The organism is Micromonospora peucetia, from assembly GCF_900091625.1.
Classification (GTDB): Bacteria; Actinomycetota; Actinomycetes; order Mycobacteriales; family Micromonosporaceae; genus Micromonospora; species Micromonospora peucetia.
Window position 1 is genome coordinate 1,342,874 of record NZ_FMIC01000002.1, and the last position, 22,306, is coordinate 1,365,179.

Below are 22,306 nucleotides of genomic sequence, written 5' to 3' on the forward strand. Positions count from 1 at the left end.
GGCGCCGTCAGGGACGATGGTCGTTGCCCACCGGCACCGGGCGGTCCCCGGCGGGCAGGCCGTTCACGGGCACGGACCGGGCCGCCTCGCCGTCGAGCACCCGGCTCACCTCGACCCGCACCAGGGCGCCGGCCGCGTCGGAGTAGTGGGCCGTTCCCTGCGGAGTCCAGGCCACCGGCCCGGCCAAGGGCGGACCGGCCGGGCGGGCCGTCGGCGTGGGGGCGAGCCGGTCCAGGTCGACCAGCAGCGCCCGGTCCTCCCGGCCTGCCTTCCCGTTGGCCAGGAGCCACCGCCCGTCGGCGGAGACCCCGCCGGGTCCGTCCTCGTTCAGCGTGGGCCCACAGGCCGTCCGCACCGGCGCGAGGTCCCGGGCCGGGTCGAGCAGGGCGACACAGGGCCGGCGGGGGGTGCCTGCGGAGACCAGCGCGACCACCAGTCCGTCGGGGCGGGCGCCGTAGACGTGCAGTGCCCGGTCGCCCACGCCGCGCGGCGGACCCGCTGCCGGGCGCCATAGGGCGTGACCGGACCGGCCCGGGTCGGGGCGGATCAGGACGGTGTCCCCGGCGAAAGCGACCGGCACCGCGTCGGGCGACGCCGGGGTGCGGGCTGCGGCGACGACCTGCGTGCCGACGATGCCCGCGACGACCAGCTCCGTCCCCTCCCGCCAGGCCACCTGTCGACTGTCCGGGCTGAGGACGATCTCCCGCGCCCCGGCCAGGAGCAGGTGTGCCGCGCCCTGCGGCAGCACGATCCACAGCGAGCGGCCGGCCGCCGTCGGCGCGCCCACCACCGCCCAGCCGGCCCCGTCCGGCAGCCGCTGCGCACGCTCGGCGGCCGGGCCCACGTCGGGCAGGGCCAGCCGCAGCCCGCCGGCGGTGACCAGCACGTCGTCGAGGATGAGGTCCACCTCGCCCCGACCCAGGTCGGCCCGCGGGGCGGCCGACAGGTGCGGGGCCGGGCCCGGCAGCGGCGAGGCGTACGGGTCACCGAGCACCACGGTGGGATGGGTGGGTGGTCCGGGCTGCTGCCCCAACTGCGCCATCCCGGCGCTTACCGTCACGGTGGCCACCGCGGCGAGGGCCACCCCGGCCAGCATCTGCCGGCGCCGGGCGCGGTCGGCCCGCCGGATCGCCAGTCCCGCCGGGTCGGCGACGAACGGACGCGCGACGGCCACCCGGCGGGTGAACGCCTCCCGTACCGCCTGCTCCAGCTCGTCCTCGGTCACGGCGAATGGACGCGTCGGGCCGCCGGTCCGGTTGTCGTCACGGCCGGCCGGAGGGCTCACCGGTGTTCTCCGGCGCCGGTGCCGGCCGGTACGCCCGGGCAGGCGGCCTGCCGGCCGCGTTGCTCGTCGCGAGCGGCACGCACCGCCGGCCCGGCGCCGGCCCGCGCCCCTGAGGCCACGGGCACCGGATCACCCTCCGGCTCGGCAGCCGGCGTGGGACGCCCGGTGTCCGGCGCGGAGAGCCCGGCGGCCTGCGCCGGGAGCGCGGTGGCGGGGTCGCCTGGGACGGCGGTGGTGGCACCCGGCCCACCCGGGACGGCGGGAGTGGCGCTGCCAGTCCTGCTTGCGGCGACCGGCGGTACGGCGTTCGCCGCCGCGACCACGGCCGCCGCGTCCGCGCCCACCACCATCGTCGGCGCCCCGTAGGCCGCCGACGGTCGGACCGGTGCGCCGCCGGGGGTGAGGGCGGACCGGTCCGTGCCGCCGCGGACGGGGACGGACCGGTCCGCGCCGCCGCGGACGGGGACGGACCGGTCCGCGCCGCCGTGGACGGGGACGGACCGGTCCGCGCCGCCGTGGACGGGGGCGGACCGGTCCGCGCCGCCGTGGACGGGGGCACCGCCGTGGGCAGGGGCACCGCCGTGGGCAGGGGCACCGCCGTGGGCGGGGGCGGGCTGGCCGGTGTCGTCGCGCTGCCGGGCCGGGGTCGGGTCGGCGCCGGCCGGCAGGTCGAAGGCTGCCTCGGCGCCCATCCGGCGGCGCAGGGTGCCCAGGGCGCGCGAGGTCTGGCTCTTGACCGTGCCCGGCGAGATGTTGAGCAGGGCGGCGGTCTGCGCCTCGGACATGTCCTCGTAGAAGCGCAGCACGAGCACCGCCCGCTGCCGGCTGGGCAGCGCGCTCAGGTGGCGCCAGAGCAGGTCCCGGTCGAGCTGCTGCTCGATCTCGTCGACGCCGGCCCGCTCCGGCAGCACTTCCGTGGGGCGTTCACCGTGCCAGCGCCGGCGCCACCAACTGGTCGAGGTGTTGATCATGACCCGGCGGGCGTACGGCTCGATCGCCTCGATCCCGCCGAGCCGCTTCCAGGCCAGGTACGTCTTGGTCAACGCGGTCTGCAGCAGGTCCTCGGCGGTGGCCCAGTCCCCGCTGAGGAGGTAGGCGGTGCGCAGCAGGGCGCTGGAGCGGGCCGCGACGAAGTCGCGGAACTCCTCCTCCAAAGGATCCCTGCTCACCACCGGCCACCTCCGCACCCTGTTCCCCTGGCAGGTTGCCATGCCCGAAGTGGTCAGGTCGACGGCGAACGGTGCGCAGTTCCTCCGATGTTCGGTCGAAAAGTTTCACGCCCCGTCGTCGGCCTTGGCCTCGTCGGCCTCCTTGCCCAGCCGTGCCTCGACCGCCTGCGGCTCGTACATCTCCTCGACGACACGCAGGTAGAGCTCGTTCGGGTTGGGCAGGTTCTTGATCTCGCGCAGCGCCTGCTCCTGACCGGCGGACTCCAGCACGAACGTGCCGTAGTTGAGCGCCCGCCCGGTCGGGGTCTGTTCGTATTTCATGTCGGTGACCCGGACCAGCGGCATCATCGCGACCCGCCGGGTGATGATGCCGTTGACCACCATCACCCGCTTGTTGGTCAGGATGAAGCGGTCGTACCACCAGTCGGCGACCTTCCAGGCCACCCACCCCATCACGGCGAACCAGAGCAGCACCGCGATCGTGGTGAGCGCGCCCACGTCCTGCCCGGCGAGGAAGCCGGAAAGGTAGCCGAGCACGAAGGTGGCCGCGATGCCGACCAGCAGCGGGGTGGTGAGGTGGATCCAGTGCCGCTTCCACTCGCCCCGGTAGCGCTCGGTCGGGAAGAGGTAGCGCGCCACCAGCGAGCTGGGCTCGTCCTCCAGCGGCAGCACCCGGCGCGGCGCCATGCCGGCGGCGTCGGCCCGCAGGCCGGCCAGCTCGTCCTCGGAGATCTGCGGGGGCTGGTAGCCGGCCTCCGGGTCACGGACCCAGGCCCGGCCGGACCGGCCCTCCCCGGCGTACGCCGGGCCGTCGCCGAAGCCGACGTCGTCCGAAAGGGAGGGGCCGTCGGAGAGGCCTGGACCGGTGCCGTAGCCCGGCCCGTCGTCGGGGCCGACTCGGGGGATCGGCTCCGTGTCTTGCTCCCGGCGCTCCCGATCGGGGTCGTCGGGATCGAAGGGTGGACCGGAGGGGTTACCCATCGGCGGCTAGGCGACGAGGCTGGTGAAGAAGTCGCCGAACCCCTGGGCGATGTCCATGATCCCGCCGCCCAGCGACTTGAACACGTCCGCCGCAGAATTTGGCCGATAGGCGACGAAGAAGATCAAGAATGCGATTCCGGCCCAGGTGAGGACCTTCTTGACCATGGCGGGCCATCCTCTCGCGCGGCGCCGGGTCCCATTACCGCAGCGGTACCCAGAGTATCAGTGTGGTGTCGTACAGTGAATATCTGCGTCCGTTCTCCGACATTCCGGAAGACCTGTCAAGCTCTGGAGCCCTGTCAGGCCCCGGAGCACGTCAAGCCTTTCCGTGCAGATACGGAGACGGTGCGCCGTACACGAGCTCGGGCGGTGTCCACTCGGTCAGGTCGTGCAGCACGACATCTTCCGCGAGCAGGTGACCCGCACTCGCCGGCCAGGCTATCGCATGGAGCCACAATCCCCGAGCCTCGCCGGCGTACGCGCTTCGATCTGTCGGCGAGTTCACGAGCCACAGTGGAGTGGGATGGCCGGCCACCCTGATCCTGGCCTGCCCGACGTGCTCCGGATGCCCCGGCCCGGGGTCGGTCAACGCCTGGGCGAGTTCCGGGCCCGGATCCGGGCCGGCCAGCCCCGCGAACCGGGTGCCCAGGCCCACCCCCGGCTCCTCGGCCACGAAGAGCAGATCCGCGGGGCCACCGCCGAGCGGCTCCGGCCCGGCGCAGGCCACCGCCGTGGCACGCACCCCGGTGCGGTCGTCGCCGGCGTACGCCACGCCGGTCATCGTCCAGCCCGTCGGCAGCGGCCACGGGCACCACAGCGGCGTCGCCGGCCGGCGCGGCGGCTCGGCGGCAGCGGTGATCCGCTCCACCACGCTGGCCACGATGCCGGCGCCGATGTGCTCCGGCACGTGCAGCGGGGCAACCGGGCCGCAGTCCAGGCAGCGCGACTCGGTGTGCATCAGGTCCGGCGCCCGCACCGGTCCACCACATTTAGGGCAACTCACCGCGACACTCACCATCCCACCGTCGCCCCGCCGCGCCGCCCCGTCAAGTGGAGCGCCGGTTTCGGTGCCGTCGGACAACACCCGGACCGAGGCCGGCCAGCCGGACGAGCCCGGCCGGGCCGGTCAGGCCGGCAGCGGCCCGGCGTGCGTACGGATCCAGGCGTGCATGGCGATGCCGCTGGCCACGCCGGCGTTGATCGACCGGGTGGAGCCGTACTGGGCGATGGAGAACAACTGGCCGCAGGCGGCACGCGCCGGGTCGGACAGCCCCGGGCCCTCCTGCCCGAACAGCAGTACGCAGCGCCGCGGCAGGGTGGTGGTCTCCAGCGGACGGGACCCGGGCAGGTTGTCGATGCCGACGACCGGCAGCTCCCGCCCGGCCGCCCAGGCGACGAACTCCTCGATGGTCTCGTGGTGGCGGACGTGCTGGTAGCGGTCGGTCACCATGGCTCCGCGCCGATTCCACCGCCGGCGGCCCACGACGTGCACCTCGGCGGCGAGGAAGGCGTTGGCGTTGCGGACGACCGTGCCGATGTTGAAGTCGTGCTGCCAGTTCTCGATCGCCACGTGGAAGTCATGCCGGCGCCGGTCCAGGTCGGCCACCACGGCCTCGCGCCGCCAGTAGCGGTACCGGTCGACGACGTTGCGCCGGTCGCCCTCGGCGAGCAGCTCCGGGTCGTACCGCGGGTCGTCCGGCGGGTCCCCGGGCCACGGTCCCACGCCGACGTCGAGCTGGTCTCCGGTCACGGTCACGCAGGGTACGGCCCGCAGATCCCGCCCTGGGCCGCGACCCCGGCCGGGCCCGGTGCGGGCGGAACGGGGCGGCTCAGCACAGCCCCAACGCGCCACCGAGCCGGTCGAGGAGGTGGCGGTCGGCGGGGGCCGGCGGCAGCCCGGGGGCACCGACCGTCGCCGCCCGGCAGACCCGGGCCGCGACCGACTGCACCCACTGCCGGTAGGCGGCCGAGTCGGCGGGATCTGCCCGGCGTCGCAGCACCCGGGTCGCGACCCGGCAGGCGGCGAACAGGTCCACCACGTCGGCGGGGAGGGCGCCGGGGCCGGCTGCCCCGTCGTGCCGGGCGTAGATGGTGGCGACCACCGCGCGTACGAGATCGCTGTCGAAGGCCCGACCGGCGGCGACCGCGTCCAGGCCGGCGAGCCCGGCGTCGACTCCCGGGTGGGGCCGCCCGGGGCCGGGCGCGGCGGCGGCCACGATCACCCGGCCGGGCAGGCTGGTCAGCAGATCCCACTCGGCGGCGGAGTAGACGGCGGTGGTCAGCGGTGCGGCGCGGCGGCCGGCAGAGGACGGCTCTCCGGCGACGGAGTGGCTCATGGGGACCTCCGGCGCCAGCATATGCCCCGGATGGGAAAAAGGGCCCCTACCACCCGGAACCCGGATGAGAAGGGGCCCGTCGGTCAGCGCGGCTCGGGAAAGCTCGGCCGTTCCGGGTCGACGCCCTCGGGCACCGTCGTCGCCGCGCACTCCTTCTTCGGGACCATCACCCGGCGGCGGAAGACGCACACCATGGTGCCGTCCTGGTTGTAGCCCCGGGTCTCGACGGAAACCACGCCCCGGTCGGGCTTGGAGGCCGACTCGCGCTTGTCCAGCACGGTGGTCTCGCCGTAGATCGTGTCGCCGTGGAAGGTCGGCGCCACGTGCCGCAGGGACTCGACCTCGAGGTTCGCGATGGCCTTGCCGCTGACGTCGGGCACCGACATGCCCAGCAGCAGCGAGTAGATGTAGTTGCCGACCACCACGTTGCGCTTGAACTGGCTCGCCGTCTGAGCGTAGTGCGCGTCCATGTGCAGCGGATGGTGGTTCATGGTGAGCAGGCAGAAGAGGTGGTCGTCGTACTCGGTGACGGTCTTTCCGGGCCAGTGCCGGTAGACCGCGCCGACCTCGAACTCCTCGTAGTAACGGCCGAACTGCATCCTTGTCCCCTTCGAAGGGTGGCGATGGAGTTCGGCACAGCATGCCTTATGGAGTGTTAAGGCGAGGCCTGGGGCGCGTGGCGTGCGGAAATGTCACACCCGCCACAACCGAGGGGAGACGCAATGAGCGGCGGGGCCCTCCCCGGCACCCGCCGCCCACGCTCTGATGGGGAAGATTCTGCCGCACGACAAGGCGAATCGAACAGAGACCGAGGTCACATTTACCTTTTCGTAACACTACTCTCCGTGAGCGACCGACCGAACGCCGGCGATCTCCGCATACCGGATAGCCGCTTGTCAAGCGCCTGATTGCTTATTTGACCCGGCCAATCGTGTCGATCTCAATGGAAGCGCTCCCATTACGGCTGGTCACGCAAATGCGTCATGCACTTGCGTACCGCAACGGCACAACCGGAACAACTTCGGTCGATGGGAGCGCGACCGCCCCACGGCGTGACGAGCACGTTTCGGCGGAGGTGGGCCGGGAATTCCACGTGGTACGCCCTGGTTCCACCTGACGTAGCTATTCCGCGCCGATCGGAGACTTTCATGGCAACCGTAGAGCTGACCACGGCAAACTTCGACGAGGTGACCGGCAGCGACGGCATCGTGCTGGTCGACTTCTGGGCCGACTGGTGCGGCCCGTGCAAGCGGTTCGCCCCGGTCTACGAGCGCTCCTCCGACAAGCACTCCGAGATCGTGTTCGGCAAGGTCGACACCGAGGCGCAGCAGGAGCTGGCCGCCAAGTTCAACGTCAGCTCGATCCCAACGATCATGGCGATCCGCGACGGCGTCATCGTCTTCGCCCAGCCCGGCGCCCTCCCCGAGTCCGCCCTGGAGAACCTGATCGAGCAGGTCCAGGCCCTCGACATGGACGACGTCCGCAAGAAGCTGGCCGGGCACAGCCACTGAGCCGGAACGCCTCACGACGGCCGGGCCCGAACGGGCCCGGCCGTCGTCGCCTGCCCGCCGGCTGACCGGGAAGCGGCCCAGACCTCTGGCCCCCTGGGCAGCGCGAAGTGGCCGACGGAGGGACCCGGGGCGGGCGGTACATCCCGTATCGTCACGACCCGATGGAAACCTTGACCACCCGCGGTCGCGCCGCCCGGCTCACCGCCACCGCCCTCGGTCTGGCCGTTCTGCTGGCCGGTACGGCCTGGGGCGCCGACGACCACTTCCCGTTCGGCCCGTTCCGGATGTACTCGACGTCCAACCCGTCGAACTCCCCCGCCCCGGACACCCGGGTCGAGGGCGTCGACAGCACCGGAGCGGTCGTCGAACTGGGCGAGGGCGCCACAGGCATCCGCCGGGCCGAGATCGAGGGCCAGCAGAGCCGGTACGCCGCCGACCCCGAGCTGCTCACCGAGGTCGCCGACGCGTACGCCGAACGCCACCCGGACGCGGCGGAGCTGGTCGAGGTCCGCATCGTCATCCGCTGGCACGGCATCCGCGACGGGCGGCCCACCGGCCGCTTCACCGACGAGACCGTGGTCGCCTGGCAGGCGGACCGATGAGCCGCTGGTTGACCGAGCCGGTGCCCCGCGGCCGGGTGGCCGCCTTCCGCACCCTGATCTACCTCTTCGTCGCCGCCGACCTGGTCGTCTTCACCCCCTGGGTGCGCACCCGGGTGGCGGTGCCCGGCGAGCTCTACCAGCCGCTGCTGGTCGGCCGGCTACTGCCGCTGCCCACGCCCACCCCGACGCTGGTCGCCGCACTCTTCTGGGCCCTGCTGCTGCTCGCTCTGCTCGCCGCTACCGGCCGGGCGCCCCGGCTGCTCGGCTGGACGGTCTTCGCGCTCTACTTCGAGTGGATGATCATCGCGATGAGCTATGGAAAGGTCGACCATGACCGGTTCGGCCTGCTTGTCGCGCTGGCGGTGCTGCCCACCGTCGGCCGGGCCCGACACGGCGACGCCACCCGCACCGAGGCGGGTGGCTGGGCGCTGCGGGTCACCCAGATCGCCGTCATCTGCACATACTTCCTGGCCGCCTGGGCCAAGTTCCGCTTCGGCGGGCTGGACTGGCTGACCGGCTCGGTGCTGGCCCGGGCGATCCTCCGACGCGGCACCGAACTGGCCGACCTGATCGCCTCGGTGCCGTACCTGCTGATCGTCGCCCAGTTCGGCATCATCGCGTTCGAGCTGTTCAGCCCGGTGATCTTCCTGCTCAGGGAACGCTGGCGACTCGCCACGGTGGGCTTCTTCTACACGTTCCACCTGGTCACCATCGCGACCATCACGATCTCGTTCGCCCCGCACCTGGCCGCGATGACCAGCTTCCTGCCACTGGAACGGGTCCGGCCGGTGGTCTGGGCACGCCGGCTGCTCACCCGCTGGCGGCGGGACGCCGCACCACCTGCCGGTATCGAGCCGGCACTCGCCGGTCAGGCGTCGGCGGCCGGGCGACCGGACGGTCCGTAGAGGCGCTCCCGCGCCTCCTGGGGCAGCGCGCAGGCGGCCGTGCCGCCGGGCAGCCGGTGCCGGTTGCGGGCCACCCAGCGGTACGCGGGCCAGGCGGCGGCGCGTACCGGGGGGAGCCTGAGGCCGGTGCCAGCGATCCGCCAGAGCGGGCCGCTGTCGCCGAGCAGCCTCGCGATCGCGTCGGGGCCGGCCGCGCGGGAACCGTCCGCGCCGACCCACTGCACCGCCTCCTCGCACTCGGCCTCGCTCAGGCCCAGCGCGTCGAGGTCGGCGAACTGCCACGGCACCACCCGGGTGCCGGTCGGAATACGCCGCTCGATGAACTCGGCGCACCGGGTGCAGAACGCGCAGTCCCCGTCGTAGACGAACGTCGACCTCTCCATGCCTCCATCCTCCACCCGCCGACCGCGCGGCCGGCGGCGAGGTGGGCGGGAACACGGCCGGCCGCTTGCGGCGCGCTCGTACGTGTGTTCGAATGAGGGCCATGCGCTGGGACAACCTCACCGCTCCCCCGGATGAGGGAGTCCCCGATCGGGCAGCGCCAGCGACACCACCCCTGCCGCTGGCGCTGCCCGGCGCGGTCGCCCGCACCTTCGACACCCCGGGCTTCGCCGGCATGACCTTCTACGAGGTGCAGGCCAAGTCGATCATCAACAAGGTGCCCGGCACGTCCCGGGTCCCGTTCGAGTGGACGATCAACCCGTACCGGGGATGCAGTCATGCATGCAAATACTGCTTCGCGCGGAACAGTCACACCTATCTCGACCTGGACGCCGGGGCGGACTTCGACCGGAAGGTGATCGTCAAGGTCAACGCCGGTGAGCTGGTCCGGCGGGAGTTGGCCGCGCCGCGCTGGCGGGGCGCGCACGTCGCGATGGGCACCAATGTCGACTGCTACCAGCGGGCCGAGGGGCGCTACCAGCTCATGCCGCAGATCATCGCGGCGCTGCGCGACTTCGCCAACCCGTTCTCGATCCTGACCAAGGGCACCCTGATCCTGCGGGACCTGCCGCTGCTGCGCCAGGCCGCCGAGGTCACCCGGGTCGGTCTCTCCTTCTCGGTGGGCTTCGTCGACGAGCGGCTCTGGCACACGGTCGAGCCGGGCACCCCCAGCCCGCGGCGACGGCTGGACGCCGTACGGGCGCTGACCGACGCCGGCTTCGACGTCGGGGTGCTGATGGCGCCGATCCTGCCCGGGCTCGGCGACGACGAGTCGGCGATCGACGCCACCGTCGCGGCGATCGCCGGCGCCGGGGCGACCAGCGTGACGCCGCTGGCGCTGCACCTGCGGCCCGGTGCCCGCGAGTGGTACGCGCACTGGCTCGGCCGCGAGTTCCCGCACCTGATCCCCCGATACCGCGAGCTCTACCACTCCGGCGCCTACGCCCCGCAGTCCTACCAGCGGGAGTTGACGGCGCGGGTGCGGATCGCGGCCCGTCGGCACGGCCTGCCCCGGGGCGAACGCGACGACGTTCGTCAGCCCGACCCCGCGCCCGCGCCGCCGCCCGCCGAGCAGCTCAGTCTCCTGTAGACGACGGCCGATACGCTACCGCCGTGCGGGAGATGATCGATCGGGCGCTGCGCCGGCAGCGCATCGCGGCGGCGGTCGCGGTGGCCGCCGGGCTGCTCTGGGGCCTGGCGGCCAGGCGGGTGGAGAGCGCCGGTGCCGTCGCCCTGCTCACACTGGTGCCGATACTCGTGCTGCTGTGGGCCATGCTGCGCGCCTTCGGCAGGCCCGGCACCGGCGAGTTTCGGGTGGACGAGCGGGAGCACGCCTTCTTCGTCCCGCCCACAGGCCGGACGAGCTACCGCTGGATTGTGCTCGCCTTCGCCATTTACACGACAACCAACCAGCTCGCCTCGGACCGGGAGGGGCTGTGGTGGCTCTACCCGAGCCTCACCGGCCCGCTCGCCGTGGTGCTGGCGGTCGCCCTCTGGCGCCGGGTGCCGAGTGTCGCGCTGACCCCGACCGGGATCAGCGCCGGCGATCCACTGCGGCACCTCTGGGTGCCGTGGGAGGCCCTGGACCCGGCGGGTCCGGGCGGTTCCTACCGGCAGTCCGGTCACCTGCGGCTGCCGGTGCGCAACCGGAATCTGGTCCGGCAACGGGGGATCGCCTCGCGCCGTCACACCGTCGTCGAGACCAGCGAGCTGGACGTCACGCCGGAACTGCTGGCCGGTGCGATCCGGCACTACGCCACGCATCCCGAGCACCGAGCGGCGATCGGCACGCCGCAGGAGCACGCCCGACTGCGTACTGCACTCGCGGGCGACGGCTGAGCGGCGGGGTTACAGTCGGCGGGTGCGCTCCGCTCAGCAGATCCTCGCCGACTCCGCCGTGATCGCCGTCGTGGGCGCGTCCCGCGACCCGCGCAAGGCCGCGCACAGCGTGCCGGCGCAGATGCAGCGGTACGGCTGGCGGATCATCCCGGTGAACCCGACGGCCCACGAACTGTTCGGCGAGCGGGTCTACCGCTCCCTGGCCGAAATCCCGCACCCGGTGGACCTGGTCGACGTGTTCCGGCCGGCCCACGACGCGGTCGACGTGGTGCGCGAGGCGGTGGCGATCGGCGCTCCCGCGGTCTGGTTACAGCTCGGCATCGTCTCGCCCGAGGCGCGGCGGATCGCCACGGAGGCGGGCATCGACTACGTCGAGGATCGCTGCCTGATCGTCGAGCGCGCCGCCGGCGGCCTGACCCGACTGGGCTGAGCGGACGTACGGCCGGCGGGCGGCGTCGGTGCCGTCGGGTCGGCCCTGTCGAGCTGATGTCGTAAACGACTCACGCTCGTACGCGCGGGTGATGTCGTGGACGACTCAGGCTCGTACGCGCGGGTGATGTCGTGGACCACTCACGCTCGTACGCGCGGGTGATGTCGTAGACGATTCAGCTCGACAGGGGCCGGATGGCGGCACCGGTGGTGGGCCGGCGCCGCCAGCGCGGCGAAGGCGTCAGAGCTTGTACTCCTTGAGCAGGCCGCGGGAAATGATGGTCTTCTGGATCTCCGAGGTGCCCTCGCCGATGAGCAGGAACGGGGCCTCCCGCATCAGCCGCTCGATCTCGTACTCCTTGGAGTAGCCATAGCCGCCGTGGATGCGGAACGCCTCCTGGACGACCTCGGCGCAGTATTCCGAGGCGAGCAGCTTCGCCATCCCGGCCTCGACGTCGTTGCGCTGGCCGGCGTCCTTGAGCCGGGCCGCGTTGACCATGAGCGAGTGGGCGGCCTCGATCTTGGTGCCCATCTCGGCGAGCTTGAAGGCGATGGCCTGGTGCTTCGCGATCGGCTGACCGAAGGTGCGGCGCTGCTGGGCGTACGCGACGGCGAGCTCGAAGGCCCGGATGGAGATGCCGCAGGCGCGGGCGGCCACGTTGACCCGGCCGACCTCGATGCCGTCCATCATCTGGTAGAAGCCGCGGCCGACCTTCTCCGCGCCGCCGAGGACGGCGGAGTCGGGGACGGTCACCCCGTCGAGCACCATCTCGGTGGTCTCGACACCCTTGTAGCCCATCTTGTCGATCTTGCCGGGGATGGTCAGGCCGGGCGCGGTCTCGCCAAAGCCGGGCTCCTTCTCCAGCAGGAAGGTGCTCATGTTGCCGTAGACGGAGTCGGCGCCGGTGTCGGTCCGAACCAGGGTTGCCACCACCGAGGAGTACGCCCCGTTGGTCAGCCACATCTTCTGCCCGTTGATCACGAACCGGTCGCCGTCACGGACGGCCTTCGACTTGATCGCGGAGACGTCGGAGCCGCACTCGGGTTCTGACATCGAGAAGGCGCCGCGCACCTCGCCGGTGGCCATCCTCGGCAGCAGCCGGGTCTTCTGCTCGGCGGAGCCGTGCTGGGAGATCAGGTACGCCACGATGAAGTGGGTGTTGACGATGCCGGAGATCGACATCCAGCCCCGGGACAGCTCCTCGACCACCAGCGCGTAGGTGAGCAGGGACTCGCCGAGCCCGCCGTACTCCTCGTCGATGGTGAGGCCGAAGAGGCCCATCTCGCGCATCCCGTCGAGGATGGCGCTCGGGTACTCGTCGGCGTGTTCCAGCCGCTGCGCGTGCGGGATGATCTCCTTGTCGGCGAACTCCCGGACGGTTTCCAGGATCGACCGCTGCACATCGGTCAGGCCGGGCGTCTGGGCGAGTCGGGCCATCTCAGCCTCCGGGTGGTCGGCGCCTTACTCATGGGTAACTGAACGCCTGGTCAGTATTGGCCGCTCGGCGGTCGAGGCCAAGGTGACCAGTCCACACAACCGCTGTGAAAAGGTTCACCGCTGCGGGTAGCGTCCGGCAAGAGGGACGCGATCCGCCACCGGCAGGAGGAGACCGTGAGCCAGCCACCGCCGTCGGGCCCGCCCGATCCGGACCGGCCGCCGTCGCCCTGGGAGCCCCCGGAGGGACACGACCCGTCGAGGTACGAGCCGCCCTCGGAGCCGCCGCCCACCCCCGAGCCGCCGTCATACGGCCCACCCGGGCACGAACAGCCAGCGTACGGGCAGCCGGCGCACGAGCAGCCCAGCTACGGGCAGCCCGGCTACGAACAGCCGGCGTACGGGCAGCCCAGCTACGAACGGCCCGGGGAGCCGCCGCACGGGCAGCAGTGGGGGCACCAGCCCCCGTACACCCCGCAGGTGCCCTACGGGCAGTACGGCCCGCCGTCCTCCGGTCCCCGGCCGGGCGGGACGAACGTGCTGGCCATCCTCTCGCTGGTCTTCGCGTTCGTCTTCTCCCCGGCCGGCATCGTCCTCGGGCACCTGGCCAAACGGCAGATCCGCACCACCGGCGAGGAGGGCGACCAGCTCGCCACCTGGGGCCTCATCCTCAGCTACGTCATCACCGGGCTCGGCCTGCTGGCCTGCTGCGGCTGGATCGCGCTGGTCGCCATAGCCGGTAACAGCGGCAACAGCTACTGACACCCCCGATCAGCGGAACTGCGCCTCCCGGACACTGTTGCCGCCGTCCACCACCAGCATCTGCCCGGTGATGTACGAGGCAGCCGGCGAGCAGAGGAAGGCAATCGCCGCGGCCACCTCGTCCGGCGTGCCGGGGCGGCCCACGGGGGTGCCCAGGCCCTGCCTGATCTCCGCCACCGTGGAGGCCGCGGTGTGGATGGTGCCCGGCGCGACCGCGTTGACGGTCACCCCGTCGGCGATCATCTCCATCGCCAGCGCCCGGGTCAGCCCGACCACGCCCGCCTTGGCCGCCGCGTAGGCCGCCTCGGTCGGCAGTGCGTTGACCGGCCCAGCGGTGGCCGCCAGGTTGACGATCCGCCCCCAGCCCCGCTCGGCCATGCCGCCGATGAAGGCCCGGCTGCACAGGAACACGGTGGTGAGGTTCCGGTCGATCTCACCGCGCCACTCGTCGTAGCTGAGCTGGGCCACCGGGCGCAGCACCTCGGGGCTGGCCCGGCTGGCCAGCCCGGCGTTGTTGACCAGCACCTCCACGTCGCCGAGTTGCTCGGCGACCGCGTCGGCGAGCGCGCCCACCTCCGACTCGTCGGTGAGGTCGGCGACGAAGCCGGTCACGCCCAACTCGCCGGCGCGTTCATGGATGCGTCGGGTGGTGGAGACGATGGCCACCCGGGCGCCGAGGTCGGCCAACCGGCGGGCCGTCGCGTACCCGATGCCGTCCGGGCTGCCCGCCCCGGTGACCAGGGCGACCTTCCCGTCGAGCCGCATGGTCACCGGGTCCGGCAGCGGCGCCGGCTCGTCGGTGCCGTCGGTGCCCGCCGGGGCGGTGGCGCGGGTACGCCGGGCCAGGCCGGGGCGGCTCGCGTCCCGTCTCGGTCGACTGCCGGAACGGTCCGCGGCTCGCGCGTCAATCACCATGCCAGAATCCTGCCCGCTTCCCGGGGCCCGGGCAACGCGGCACACCCGGTGGCGACGCACCGGGGTCTGGGCAGGGCTCACTACCCTGACGGGCAGCACCCCGCACCCAACGGAGCAGACAGATGACATATCCCCCGCCCTCCGGCGGCTGGAACGACCCGGCGTGGTCGGGCCAGCAGTCGAGCCCGCCCGCCGACCCCGCCCTCCCGGTGAGTGGTCAGCCCATCCCCACCCAGCCCACCGGCCCCGACCCGTACGCGCCGGCCGACCCGTACGCGGGCGGCGACCCGTACGCCGGGATGAAGCAGGCCCCGGGCCAGCCGGCGCCCGCCGCCTACCCGCCGCCGGGCTACCCGGGTTACCCGGGCTACGGCTACGCCCAGCCGCCGAAGACCAACGGCATGGCCATCGCCGCCCTGGTGCTCGCCCTGGTCGGCATCGGGTCCTGCATCACCGCCCCGGTCGGCGCGATCCTCGGCCACGTCGCGCAGAAGCAGATCCGGCAGACCGGCGAGGGTGGCGAGGGCATGGCGAAGGCCGCCATCATCGTCGGCTGGATCCTCACCGGCCTGCTCGTGCTGGTGATCCTCTTCTACGTGGCAATCATCGTCTTCGCGATCACCCAGGCCGAGACGAGCAGCACCAGCTACTGACCCGACAGTGCCGCCCCGGCGCGGGCCGGGGCGGCACGGGTCGTCAGGCGGCCGGACTACTCCGCCGGCGGGGTGAAGGACGAGGTGCGGGTCATCCCGGCGGCCCGCCCCTTCGCCGAGACCACGAGGGCCATCTTGCGGGACGCCTCGTCGATCATCTCGTCGCCGAGCATCACCGCGCCGAGCCTGCCGCCCGCCTCCGACGTGTAGTGCTCGTACGCGTCGAGGATCAACTCGGCGTGGTCGTAGTCGGCCTGGGCCGGCGAGTAGACCTCGTTCGCGGCGTCGAGCTGGCCCGGGTGCAGCACCCACTTGCCGTCGAAGCCGAGCGCCGCCGAGCGCTTGGCCACCTCGCGGAACGCGTCCACGTCGCGGATCTGGAGGAACGGGCCGTCGATGGCCTGCTTGTCGTGCATCCGGGCCGCCATCAGGATGCGCATCAGGATGTAGTGGTAGGGGTCGCCCGGGTAGTCCGGGATGAGCGCGCCGACCACCAGGGACTTCATGTTGATCGAGGCCATGAAGTCGGCCGGACCGAAGATGATGGTCTCGACCCGGGGCGAGGCGGCGGCGATGGCGTCCACGTTGACCAGGCCGGCGGCGTTCTCGATCTGCGCCTCGATGCCGATCCGGCCGACCTCCAGGCCGAGCGTCTTCTCCAACTGGGTCAGCGTCATGTCGAGCCACTGCACCTGGGCCGCGTTCTGCACCTTCGGCAGCATGACGCAGTCGAGGTTGGCGCCGGCCCCCTCCACCACGTCGATGACGTCCCGGTAGGTCCACGGCGTGGTCAGGTCGTTGACCCGGACCACACGGGTCTTGCCCGACCAGTCGCCCTCGTTGAGCGCCGCGACGATGTTCTTCCGGGCGTCGGGCTTGGCCAGCGGGGCGACCGCGTCCTCCAGGTCCAGGAAGACCTGGTCAGCCGGGAGTCCCTGGGCCTTGCCGAGCATCTTGACGCTGGAGCCGGGTACCGCGAGGCAGGACCGGCGGGGGCGACCGACTGCGGTCATGGAAGCGCTCCTTCCAGCGTGCGGAGGGCACGCCGACGTCACCTGACGGAGATACCAGGGCTTAACGATCCCAAAGGTCTTTGTGACGCCACGGTAACCTCGTGCCGTGACCGGGGTGAATGGACCTGTGGAAGATCTCACTGGGCGTCGACTCGTGGTGGTGACGGGGGCCAGTTCGGGCATCGGCCTGGCCGCCGCCGTCGACCTGGCGCGCCGCGGTGACCAGGTGGTACTGGTCGGCCGGGACCCGGCGCGACTCCAGGCCGCGGCGGAACAGGTCCGGGAGGCGTCCGGCGAGCGACCGGAGCTGTTCCGGGCCGACTTCGCGGTGCTGGACGACGTACGCCGGCTGGCCGGGAAGCTGCGCGACGCGTACGACCGGATCGACGTGCTCGCCAACAACGCCGGGGCGATCGTGCTCCAGCCGCTGACCACGGTCGACGGCTTCGAGCTGTCGATCCAGGCCAACCACCTGGCCCCGTTCCTGCTCAGCAACCTGCTGCGGGACCGGATCGGCCGGATGGTGGTGACCGCCTCCGGCGCGCACCGCAGCGGCGTGCTCGACCCGGCCGATCTGAACGCCCCGCTGCGCCGCTACGGGCCGATGCGGGCGTACGGCACCAGCAAGCAGGCGAACATCCTGTTCACGGCCGAGGCGGCCCGGCGCTGGCCGGACATCCCCGCGTACTCCTTCCACCCGGGGGTGGTGCGCAGCCGGTTCGGCAACGACAGCCGGCTGGTCGCCCTGGGCATGCGGATCCTGCCGTTCCGCAGCCCGGAGAAGGGCGCCGAGACGCTGGTCTGGCTGGCCAACCAGGATCCGGCGCGGCTGGTGACGGGCGGCTACTACGCCGACCGGCGACCGCGCCGACCGCTGCGCCGGGCGGCCGACCCGCAGCTCGCCGCCCGGCTCTGGACGGCCAGCGCCGAGGCGGTCGGCGTCGCCGGATAGCGGGGCCGCCCGGCAGTGGCCGGGGGCGCCGGTTCGCAGGGGGCGCGGGGCTCGCCGGATACCCGCGACGGCTACGACGGCTTCATGGCCGAAGGTGCGGTCGGAGGCTGAGCGGGCGGGGACGCGCGCCGGATCAGCACGACGATCCCGCTCACCGCCGTGGCCAGCAACGCCACCATCTCGACCGGGACAACCAGCACGAAGGGAAGTCTCCAGTTTGCCGTCTGGGCCAGAAGCGTCCCAGCCACGGGTCCCAGACAGAGCGCCAGCCCCACCACGCCGCCCACGAGCGGCGCCACCCACACGCGCCGCGCCCCCATCTGCGCGACCAGCACGGCCGTGGTGCCCCAGGCCAGGCCAGCCCCGAACCCGGTCACCGCGCGGCCGAGCAGCAGCGAACCGCTTCCCGGCGCAAACGCGGTCAGCAGCGTTCCGAGAACCAGCAGCGTGATCGCGGACAAGGTGACGGCAGTGGGCCACCGCCGGCCGACCAGAGTGCCGGCCAGCACCGCCAGCACCGCGGGAAGCAGGTACGCGACGAAGATCCAGAGCTTCGCCGAGGCCGGCAGACCCAGGGCCCGCTGGATCGCGGTCAATGCCGGCCCGACAGTGACGGCGAGCAGGAAGGCACCCACCGACGCGGCAAGTGCCGGACCGATCACCAGCCAGACTGGACGGGCGTCGGGGCGCAGGCCATCTGCGGAAAGCTGCTTGGCCGTGCCGGGGAGGGGTGTGGTCACCGGAGCAGCATACGACCGCACGGCACTGTGGCCGGCGTCCCGCTGAGGCGAGGATCAGCCGATCCGCCGGAGAGGCTGTGTTCACAGTGGACTTGCTGGTACGGTCGATGCGTTCCAGTGATCAACACCGATTAGTGAGGGAGACCCACATGACCGAGCAGGTTGAGGCCTTCGAGCCCGTGGCGTCCGACGACTACGACCAGGAACTGACCTGCCTGGAGCCCCCGGTCGAAGCCTGAGTAGTCATGCGTGCCCGTGTGTCGCGGCTGGTCGTCTTCCTGTGGCGTGATGGTCAGCTCGTCTGCGACGATCCGCTGCGGCACCGGCAGTTCGCGTTGACTGTTGAGGCTGAGAGGCTGCTGCGCGACTACGCCGACTGGGCTGAGCCCACCGGCCGGCTCGCGCAGCAGCTCCTCGACGCCCACGTCCTCGTCGCCGAGGGCTCGCCGGAACATGCCCAGGAGGAACGCCTCGGCGCCTGGCGCGAGCTGGGGCCGGCGGCCACCTACTACCACCTGGCCAGCCGTACGCTCGGCAGCGACGTCTTCCGTTCCGCCGCCGAGGACGCCGCGGTGCTGCGCGCCAAGACCGGTCAGCCGGATCCGGTCAAGGAGTACGACGGGCCCCGCATCGCCCTGCCTCGTGCAGACCCGCCCGCGGTCGACTTCACCAGCGTCCTCGACGCCCGACGGTCGACGCGATGGTTCGACCCGGATCGCCCGGTGCCGCTGTCGGCATTCGCCGCCCTGTTGCGCTGGACGGCCGGGGTCCGGCGCGAGGTGGATGTCTCGGGCGTCGGGACGGCGCTGCTCAAGACCGTTCCGTCCGGCGGGTCCCGCCATCCGGTCGAGGTCTATCCGGTCATCCGTGACGTCGAAGGGCTGGAGCCCGGCGTCTACCACTACTCGGTGCGTCGCCACGAGTTGGTGCGGCTCGCCGACGCCAGCGGCGAGGACCGGCTGCGCGAGTGGTGCGGCGGGCAGCCGCACGCCGCCCAGGCCGGTTTCCTGCTGATGTACGCGGCGGTCCTCGACCGGACCGTGTGGAAGTATCCGGCGGCGCGCGCGTACCGGGCGCTCCTGCTCGACGTCGGCCACCTGAGTCAGACCGTGTACCTCACCGCGACCGCACTCGGTCTCGGGACGTTCTTCACCGCCGCCACCCGCGACGCGCCTGTCGAGGACGCCCTCGGGCTGTCCTGGCCGGACGAGATCTTCCTCGGCGTGTCCGGCGTCGGCGTGCCGCATCCCGCCGAACGGGACCGCCAGGCGGCGATGCTCGCCGGCGGCGAGGCGGCGTTCTCCTTTCCCCCGGACGCCTGGCACGGACGGGGCGAATGACGCCGAGGACGACCGTCGACCTGGCCAGGCTGGACGCGAACATCTCACGGTACGGCAAGCTCGCGGACGAGGCCGGTGTCGCCCTGCGCGCACACGTCAAGGGACACCGGACGCCCGAGATCGCCGCCCGGCAGGTCGCCGCGGGCGCGGTGGGCGTCGCGGTCCACTCCGCCGCCGAGGCCGAGGCCTACCTGGCGGTGGGCGTGACGGACGTGGCGGTGGCCTGGCCGTGGCGTGATCCGTGGCGGTGGACCAGGTTCGCCCAGCTCGCCCGGCACTGCGCGGTGACGGTGCACGTGGACCACCCGGACGCGGTGACCGGGCTCGGCGCGGCGGCCGTGGCTCATGGCGTCGCACTCGACGTACGGATCGAGGTCGACACCGGCCTGCACCGGGTCGGCGTCGACCCCGACGCCGCCGGGGAACTGGCCACGTCGATCGCGGAGACCCGCGGGCTACGCCTGGCGGGCGTGACCGGGTACGTGGGGATCACCGACCCCGTCACCGCACGGGACAGGGGCGACCTGGGCCGCCGCCAGGCGCAACTGCTGGTGTCGGTCGCGCAGCGGATCCGCGCCACCGGAGCACCCTGCCCGACGGTGAGCGTCGGGGGCACACCGACCCTCCTCGGCGCGCTGGGCGTCGCCGGTGTGACCGAGGTCTGCGCCGGCGCGTACGCGCTGCTCGACGGCGGGCTGGCCCGGCTCGGCGAGTGCGCCCCCGAGGCGGTCGCGATCGCCGTCACCACGACCGTCACCGGCATCGACGGGCAGGTGCCGCGCACCGACGCCGACACGCTGCTCGCGGGCGCCGACCAGACCTGGATGAGCGGTGTCGTGATGACCCGGCCCGACGGCACGCCGGTCGCCGCCGACTCGGTGTCCGTGGGAGACGAACTGCGGGTGCTGCCCGGACACGTGTGCCCGGTGGTGGCCCGCCAGCCGCTGCTGCACGTGCTCGACTCCGGCGAGCCGGTGGCGCGGTGGCAGGCGCTGGTCCGCCCGGATCGGGCATGACCGGCGCCGTCGCGTCCGTGGACCGCCCGGTGGACCCGCTGCGCCAGCGCCGGTTCGTCCTGTTCGCCACCGCCAGGACGATCTCCGTCTTCGGCAACGCGATGGGTCCGCTCGCGCTGACCTTCGCCGTACTCGATCTTCCCGACGGATCGCCCCCGGCGTTGGCGCTCGTGCTCGCCGCGATCTCGGTGCCCAGGATCGCGCTGATGTTGCTCGGCGGCGTCATCGGCGACCGGCTGCCGCGCCACCGCGTGCTGGTGGCCGCGGAGCTGCTGTGCGGTACGGCCTACGGCGCGATGACCGTCCTCGTCCTGACCGGGCGGGCGGGCGTCGCCACCCTCGCCATCTGCGCGGCCGTCGCCGGCACCGCCTCCGCGCTGCTGCTGCCCTCGCTGACCGGGCTGACCGCCGAACTGGTCGCGCCGGAGGCGCGGCAACGCGGCAACGCCGTGCTGCGGCTGGGTACGAACACCGCCACGGTGGCGGGCTTCACCGCCGGCGGCGCGCTGATCGCCTGGCTGGGGCCGGGTTGGGCGCTGGCCCTCGACACCGCCACGTTCGCCGTCGCCGCCGGACTTCTCGCGCGGCTACGCCTCGCCAGGACGTCCCGGCCAACCCGGCGGAACCTGCCGGCCGAACTCCGCGACGGTTGGCGCGAGTTCGTCCGGCGGGCCTGGCTGTGGCGGATCGTGCTCGCCGCGGCCGTGATCAACGCCGCCGTCGGGGTCACCTTCGGGCTCGCGGGGCCGTTGCTCGCCAGGACACACCTGGGTGGCGCGGGCGCGTGGTCCGGCATTCTCGCCGGGTACGCGGTGGGCATGTTCGCCGGTGTGCTGGTCGCGATGCGGATCAGGACGACCCGTCCGCTGCGAGTGGCCGTGCTCGCCGTGTCGGTGCTGGGACTGCCGGCGCTGCTGCTCGGATCCGGCGCCGCGCTGCCGTTCGTGATAGCCGCCGCCGTGCTGGCCGGGGTGGCCTTCGACGTCTTCGGGGTGCTGTGGGAGACGACCGTCCAGTCCGAGGTGCCGACCGAGGCGATGTCCCGGGTGAGTGCCTACGAGTGGCTGGGGGCGGTGGGCCTCGGACCGCCGGTCATGATCGCCGCCGGCTTCGTCGTACCCGAGATCGGCGTACGAACGACCCTGCTCGGTCTGGCCGCGGTGATCTTCGTCGCCGCACTCGCCCCGTTGGCCAGTTCCCCCGTCCGGCACTACGAAAGGCAACCCGATGGCCGAGTACGTTGACGCCTTCGCCACGGCGTATGACCGCTTCTGGGCGCCGTACCCGGAGCGGATGGGCGACGCGTGGCTGCGGCTGCACGCACAGGTGGCACCCGGAGCCGAGCGGAGCCTGCTCGATGTCGGCTGCGGTACCGGCATCGTGGCCGCCCGGTTCGCCGCCGCCGGCTACCGGATCGTCGGGGTCGACATCTCCGAGGCGATGATCGCCCGTGCCCGCGAACGGCTGGCCGGCACCGACGCGGTGCTGATCGCCGCGGACGCCACGGACTTCGAGGTGCCGCGTCCCTGCGCGTTCGCGCTCTCCACGTACGACATCCTCAACCACGTCGGCGAAATCGACCGGGTCCGCGCCTACCTGCGCCGCGTCCACGCGGCGGTCGCGCCGGGCGGATGGTTCGGCTTCGACATGTCGACGATCAGAGGGCTGCGCGCCGATGTCCCACCGGTCACCCGGCAGGACGGGACAGCCTCCGTCGTGGCGGCTCGTGGCCCGCTCGACGGCGACCGCCGCCCGCTGCACATCACCGGCGAGCTACGCACCGACGACGGCCGCGCGACCCCGTTCGCCACGACGATCACCAACACCGCCCATCCCGTCGCCGACGTGCTCCGCGCCCTGACGGAAGCCGGCTGGGTGCCGAGCCACGTCGCCGCCATCGACGATCTGCTCACCCCGGTACCGGACCCGGAGGCGCTGCCCCGGGTCGCGGTGGTCGCCCGACGCGACTGACGGGCGCGGTC

At 72.7% G+C, this 22,306-nt stretch carries 26 protein-coding genes; 13 read left to right on the forward strand and 13 right to left on the reverse strand.

What is annotated here, in order from left to right:
- Positions 1 to 7 precede the first annotated feature (7 nt).
- The 8 genes from GA0070608_RS06285 to GA0070608_RS06315 form a co-directional block, all read right to left on the reverse strand.
- On the reverse strand, positions 8 to 1,285 hold the full coding sequence (locus GA0070608_RS06285; protein WP_245715715.1) for a hypothetical protein: 1,278 nt from the start codon (positions 1,283 to 1,285) through the stop codon (positions 8 to 10).
- Positions 1,282 to 2,454 (reverse strand): SigE family RNA polymerase sigma factor, encoded by a 1,173-nt coding sequence (locus tag GA0070608_RS33285; protein WP_245715716.1) that lies wholly within the window; start codon positions 2,452 to 2,454, stop codon positions 1,282 to 1,284. Before GA0070608_RS33285 ends, GA0070608_RS06285 begins: the two co-directional genes overlap by 4 nt.
- Before the next feature lie 105 nt (positions 2,455 to 2,559).
- Positions 2,560 to 3,435 (reverse strand): PH domain-containing protein, encoded by an 876-nt coding sequence (locus GA0070608_RS06295; RefSeq protein WP_091623214.1) that lies wholly within the window; start codon positions 3,433 to 3,435, stop codon positions 2,560 to 2,562.
- A gap of 6 nt (positions 3,436 to 3,441) precedes the next feature.
- Positions 3,442 to 3,600, reverse strand: a complete 159-nt coding sequence (locus tag GA0070608_RS32515) for a hypothetical protein (protein ID WP_007455302.1) — start codon at positions 3,598 to 3,600, stop codon at positions 3,442 to 3,444.
- A 151-nt stretch (positions 3,601 to 3,751) separates the two neighbouring features.
- Positions 3,752 to 4,453, reverse strand: a complete 702-nt coding sequence (locus tag GA0070608_RS06300) for a DUF6758 family protein (protein ID WP_323135710.1) — start codon at positions 4,451 to 4,453, stop codon at positions 3,752 to 3,754.
- Between the two features lie 108 nt (positions 4,454 to 4,561).
- Positions 4,562 to 5,185 carry a TrmH family RNA methyltransferase gene (locus GA0070608_RS06305; protein WP_091634445.1) on the reverse strand — a complete coding sequence of 208 codons (624 nt, stop codon included), beginning with the start codon at positions 5,183 to 5,185 and terminating at the stop codon, positions 4,562 to 4,564.
- A 79-nt stretch (positions 5,186 to 5,264) separates the two neighbouring features.
- Complete coding sequence (locus GA0070608_RS06310; protein ID WP_176733649.1) at positions 5,265 to 5,792, reverse strand: hypothetical protein; 528 nt, start codon at positions 5,790 to 5,792, stop codon at positions 5,265 to 5,267.
- Positions 5,793 to 5,854: 62 nt separating this feature from the next.
- Positions 5,855 to 6,370: a MaoC family dehydratase gene (locus GA0070608_RS06315; RefSeq protein WP_091623222.1), complete on the reverse strand. Its 516-nt coding sequence runs from the start codon at positions 6,368 to 6,370 to the stop codon at positions 5,855 to 5,857.
- Positions 6,371 to 6,919: 549 nt separating this feature from the next.
- Here GA0070608_RS06315 and trxA point away from each other — a divergent pair.
- The 3 genes from trxA to GA0070608_RS06330 all read left to right on the forward strand — a co-directional run bounded on the left by trxA (position 6,920) and on the right by GA0070608_RS06330 (position 8,789).
- Positions 6,920 to 7,282: a thioredoxin gene (trxA, locus tag GA0070608_RS06320; RefSeq protein ID WP_091623225.1), complete on the forward strand. Its 363-nt coding sequence runs from the start codon at positions 6,920 to 6,922 to the stop codon at positions 7,280 to 7,282.
- Positions 7,283 to 7,443: 161 nt separating this feature from the next.
- Positions 7,444 to 7,884: a hypothetical protein gene (locus GA0070608_RS06325; RefSeq protein WP_091623228.1), complete on the forward strand. Its 441-nt coding sequence runs from the start codon at positions 7,444 to 7,446 to the stop codon at positions 7,882 to 7,884.
- A complete protein-coding gene (locus GA0070608_RS06330; protein ID WP_091623232.1) occupies positions 7,881 to 8,789 on the forward strand; it encodes an HTTM domain-containing protein in 909 nt (302 codons plus the stop codon). The genes GA0070608_RS06325 and GA0070608_RS06330 overlap by 4 nt, the downstream gene beginning before the upstream one ends.
- Here GA0070608_RS06330 and GA0070608_RS06335 read toward each other — a convergent pair.
- Positions 8,753 to 9,172: a thiol-disulfide oxidoreductase DCC family protein gene (locus GA0070608_RS06335; RefSeq protein ID WP_091623236.1), complete on the reverse strand. Its 420-nt coding sequence runs from the start codon at positions 9,170 to 9,172 to the stop codon at positions 8,753 to 8,755. The two genes, GA0070608_RS06330 and GA0070608_RS06335, sit on opposite strands and share 37 nt — an antisense overlap.
- 101 nt (positions 9,173 to 9,273) lie before the next feature.
- On the opposite strand from GA0070608_RS06335, the gene GA0070608_RS06340 reads away from it, so the two are divergent.
- The 3 genes from GA0070608_RS06340 to GA0070608_RS06350 are packed head-to-tail and all read left to right on the forward strand — an operon-like array spanning position 9,274 to position 11,499.
- Complete coding sequence (locus GA0070608_RS06340) at positions 9,274 to 10,320, forward strand: Rv2578c family radical SAM protein (protein WP_091623240.1); 1,047 nt, start codon at positions 9,274 to 9,276, stop codon at positions 10,318 to 10,320.
- A 23-nt stretch (positions 10,321 to 10,343) separates the two neighbouring features.
- The gene (locus GA0070608_RS06345) at positions 10,344 to 11,069 is read left to right on the forward strand and encodes a hypothetical protein (protein ID WP_091623244.1); all 726 of its coding nucleotides are present in this window, start codon (positions 10,344 to 10,346) and stop codon (positions 11,067 to 11,069) included.
- Positions 11,070 to 11,091: 22 nt separating this feature from the next.
- Positions 11,092 to 11,499: a CoA-binding protein gene (locus GA0070608_RS06350; protein WP_091623247.1), complete on the forward strand. Its 408-nt coding sequence runs from the start codon at positions 11,092 to 11,094 to the stop codon at positions 11,497 to 11,499.
- A gap of 240 nt (positions 11,500 to 11,739) precedes the next feature.
- On the opposite strand, the gene GA0070608_RS06355 is transcribed toward GA0070608_RS06350, so the two are convergent.
- The gene (locus GA0070608_RS06355; RefSeq protein ID WP_091623250.1) at positions 11,740 to 12,936 is read right to left on the reverse strand and encodes an acyl-CoA dehydrogenase family protein; all 1,197 of its coding nucleotides are present in this window, start codon (positions 12,934 to 12,936) and stop codon (positions 11,740 to 11,742) included.
- A gap of 174 nt (positions 12,937 to 13,110) precedes the next feature.
- On the opposite strand from GA0070608_RS06355, the gene GA0070608_RS06360 reads away from it, so the two are divergent.
- On the forward strand, positions 13,111 to 13,695 hold the full coding sequence (locus tag GA0070608_RS06360; protein ID WP_091623253.1) for a DUF4190 domain-containing protein: 585 nt from the start codon (positions 13,111 to 13,113) through the stop codon (positions 13,693 to 13,695).
- A gap of 9 nt (positions 13,696 to 13,704) precedes the next feature.
- On the opposite strand, the gene GA0070608_RS06365 is transcribed toward GA0070608_RS06360, so the two are convergent.
- Positions 13,705 to 14,541 (reverse strand): SDR family NAD(P)-dependent oxidoreductase, encoded by an 837-nt coding sequence (locus GA0070608_RS06365; protein ID WP_176733938.1) that lies wholly within the window; start codon positions 14,539 to 14,541, stop codon positions 13,705 to 13,707.
- Positions 14,542 to 14,732: 191 nt separating this feature from the next.
- Between GA0070608_RS06365 and GA0070608_RS06370 the strand changes: the two genes are divergently transcribed.
- A complete protein-coding gene (locus GA0070608_RS06370) occupies positions 14,733 to 15,263 on the forward strand; it encodes a DUF4190 domain-containing protein (protein ID WP_091623262.1) in 531 nt (176 codons plus the stop codon).
- A 56-nt stretch (positions 15,264 to 15,319) separates the two neighbouring features.
- Here the strand turns inward: GA0070608_RS06370 and GA0070608_RS06375 are convergent, their stop codons facing one another.
- On the reverse strand, positions 15,320 to 16,276 hold the full coding sequence (locus GA0070608_RS06375) for an HpcH/HpaI aldolase/citrate lyase family protein (RefSeq protein ID WP_091623267.1): 957 nt from the start codon (positions 16,274 to 16,276) through the stop codon (positions 15,320 to 15,322).
- Positions 16,277 to 16,403: 127 nt separating this feature from the next.
- On the opposite strand from GA0070608_RS06375, the gene GA0070608_RS06380 reads away from it, so the two are divergent.
- A complete protein-coding gene (locus GA0070608_RS06380; RefSeq protein ID WP_091623272.1) occupies positions 16,404 to 17,228 on the forward strand; it encodes an SDR family NAD(P)-dependent oxidoreductase in 825 nt (274 codons plus the stop codon).
- Between the two features lie 71 nt (positions 17,229 to 17,299).
- On the opposite strand, the gene GA0070608_RS06385 is transcribed toward GA0070608_RS06380, so the two are convergent.
- Positions 17,300 to 17,968, reverse strand: coding sequence for an MFS transporter (locus GA0070608_RS06385; RefSeq protein ID WP_176733650.1), 669 nt, complete (start codon positions 17,966 to 17,968; stop codon positions 17,300 to 17,302).
- A gap of 245 nt (positions 17,969 to 18,213) precedes the next feature.
- On the opposite strand from GA0070608_RS06385, the gene GA0070608_RS06390 reads away from it, so the two are divergent.
- Genes GA0070608_RS06390 through GA0070608_RS06405 form a run of 4 tightly spaced genes read left to right on the forward strand, consistent with a single transcriptional unit; the run spans position 18,214 to position 22,295 of the window.
- Positions 18,214 to 19,308 (forward strand): SagB family peptide dehydrogenase, encoded by a 1,095-nt coding sequence (locus tag GA0070608_RS06390; protein ID WP_091623279.1) that lies wholly within the window; start codon positions 18,214 to 18,216, stop codon positions 19,306 to 19,308.
- Positions 19,305 to 20,324: an alanine racemase gene (locus GA0070608_RS06395; RefSeq protein ID WP_091623284.1), complete on the forward strand. Its 1,020-nt coding sequence runs from the start codon at positions 19,305 to 19,307 to the stop codon at positions 20,322 to 20,324. The genes GA0070608_RS06390 and GA0070608_RS06395 overlap by 4 nt, the downstream gene beginning before the upstream one ends.
- Positions 20,321 to 21,568: an MFS transporter gene (locus GA0070608_RS06400; RefSeq protein ID WP_091623287.1), complete on the forward strand. Its 1,248-nt coding sequence runs from the start codon at positions 20,321 to 20,323 to the stop codon at positions 21,566 to 21,568. The genes GA0070608_RS06395 and GA0070608_RS06400 overlap by 4 nt, the downstream gene beginning before the upstream one ends.
- The gene (locus GA0070608_RS06405; protein WP_091623290.1) at positions 21,552 to 22,295 is read left to right on the forward strand and encodes a class I SAM-dependent DNA methyltransferase; all 744 of its coding nucleotides are present in this window, start codon (positions 21,552 to 21,554) and stop codon (positions 22,293 to 22,295) included. Before GA0070608_RS06400 ends, GA0070608_RS06405 begins: the two co-directional genes overlap by 17 nt.
- Positions 22,296 to 22,306 lie beyond the last annotated feature (11 nt).

Excerpts from the sequence above, each read along its gene's own strand:
- GA0070608_RS06295 (WP_091623214.1), bottom strand. The coding sequence starts at position 3,435 with ATGGGTAACCCCTCCGGTCCACCCTTCGATCCCGACGACCCCGATCGG.
- GA0070608_RS32515 (WP_007455302.1), bottom strand. The coding sequence starts at position 3,600 with ATGGTCAAGAAGGTCCTCACCTGGGCCGGAATCGCATTCTTGATCTTC.
- GA0070608_RS06300 (WP_323135710.1), bottom strand. The coding sequence starts at position 4,453 with ATGGTGAGTGTCGCGGTGAGTTGCCCTAAATGTGGTGGACCGGTGCGG.
- GA0070608_RS06310 (WP_176733649.1), bottom strand. The coding sequence starts at position 5,792 with ATGCTGGCGCCGGAGGTCCCCATGAGCCACTCCGTCGCCGGAGAGCCG.
- GA0070608_RS06315 (WP_091623222.1), bottom strand. The coding sequence starts at position 6,370 with ATGCAGTTCGGCCGTTACTACGAGGAGTTCGAGGTCGGCGCGGTCTAC.
- trxA (WP_091623225.1), top strand. The coding sequence starts at position 6,920 with ATGGCAACCGTAGAGCTGACCACGGCAAACTTCGACGAGGTGACCGGC.
- GA0070608_RS06325 (WP_091623228.1), top strand. The coding sequence starts at position 7,444 with ATGGAAACCTTGACCACCCGCGGTCGCGCCGCCCGGCTCACCGCCACC.
- GA0070608_RS06330 (WP_091623232.1), top strand. The coding sequence starts at position 7,881 with ATGAGCCGCTGGTTGACCGAGCCGGTGCCCCGCGGCCGGGTGGCCGCC.
- GA0070608_RS06335 (WP_091623236.1), bottom strand. The coding sequence starts at position 9,172 with ATGGAGAGGTCGACGTTCGTCTACGACGGGGACTGCGCGTTCTGCACC.
- GA0070608_RS06340 (WP_091623240.1), top strand. The coding sequence starts at position 9,274 with ATGCGCTGGGACAACCTCACCGCTCCCCCGGATGAGGGAGTCCCCGAT.
- GA0070608_RS06355 (WP_091623250.1), bottom strand. The coding sequence starts at position 12,936 with ATGGCCCGACTCGCCCAGACGCCCGGCCTGACCGATGTGCAGCGGTCG.
- GA0070608_RS06370 (WP_091623262.1), top strand. The coding sequence starts at position 14,733 with ATGACATATCCCCCGCCCTCCGGCGGCTGGAACGACCCGGCGTGGTCG.
- GA0070608_RS06375 (WP_091623267.1), bottom strand. The coding sequence starts at position 16,276 with ATGACCGCAGTCGGTCGCCCCCGCCGGTCCTGCCTCGCGGTACCCGGC.
- GA0070608_RS06390 (WP_091623279.1), top strand. The coding sequence starts at position 18,214 with ATGCGTGCCCGTGTGTCGCGGCTGGTCGTCTTCCTGTGGCGTGATGGT.
- GA0070608_RS06395 (WP_091623284.1), top strand. The coding sequence starts at position 19,305 with ATGACGCCGAGGACGACCGTCGACCTGGCCAGGCTGGACGCGAACATC.
- GA0070608_RS06400 (WP_091623287.1), top strand. The coding sequence starts at position 20,321 with ATGACCGGCGCCGTCGCGTCCGTGGACCGCCCGGTGGACCCGCTGCGC.
- GA0070608_RS06405 (WP_091623290.1), top strand. The coding sequence starts at position 21,552 with ATGGCCGAGTACGTTGACGCCTTCGCCACGGCGTATGACCGCTTCTGG.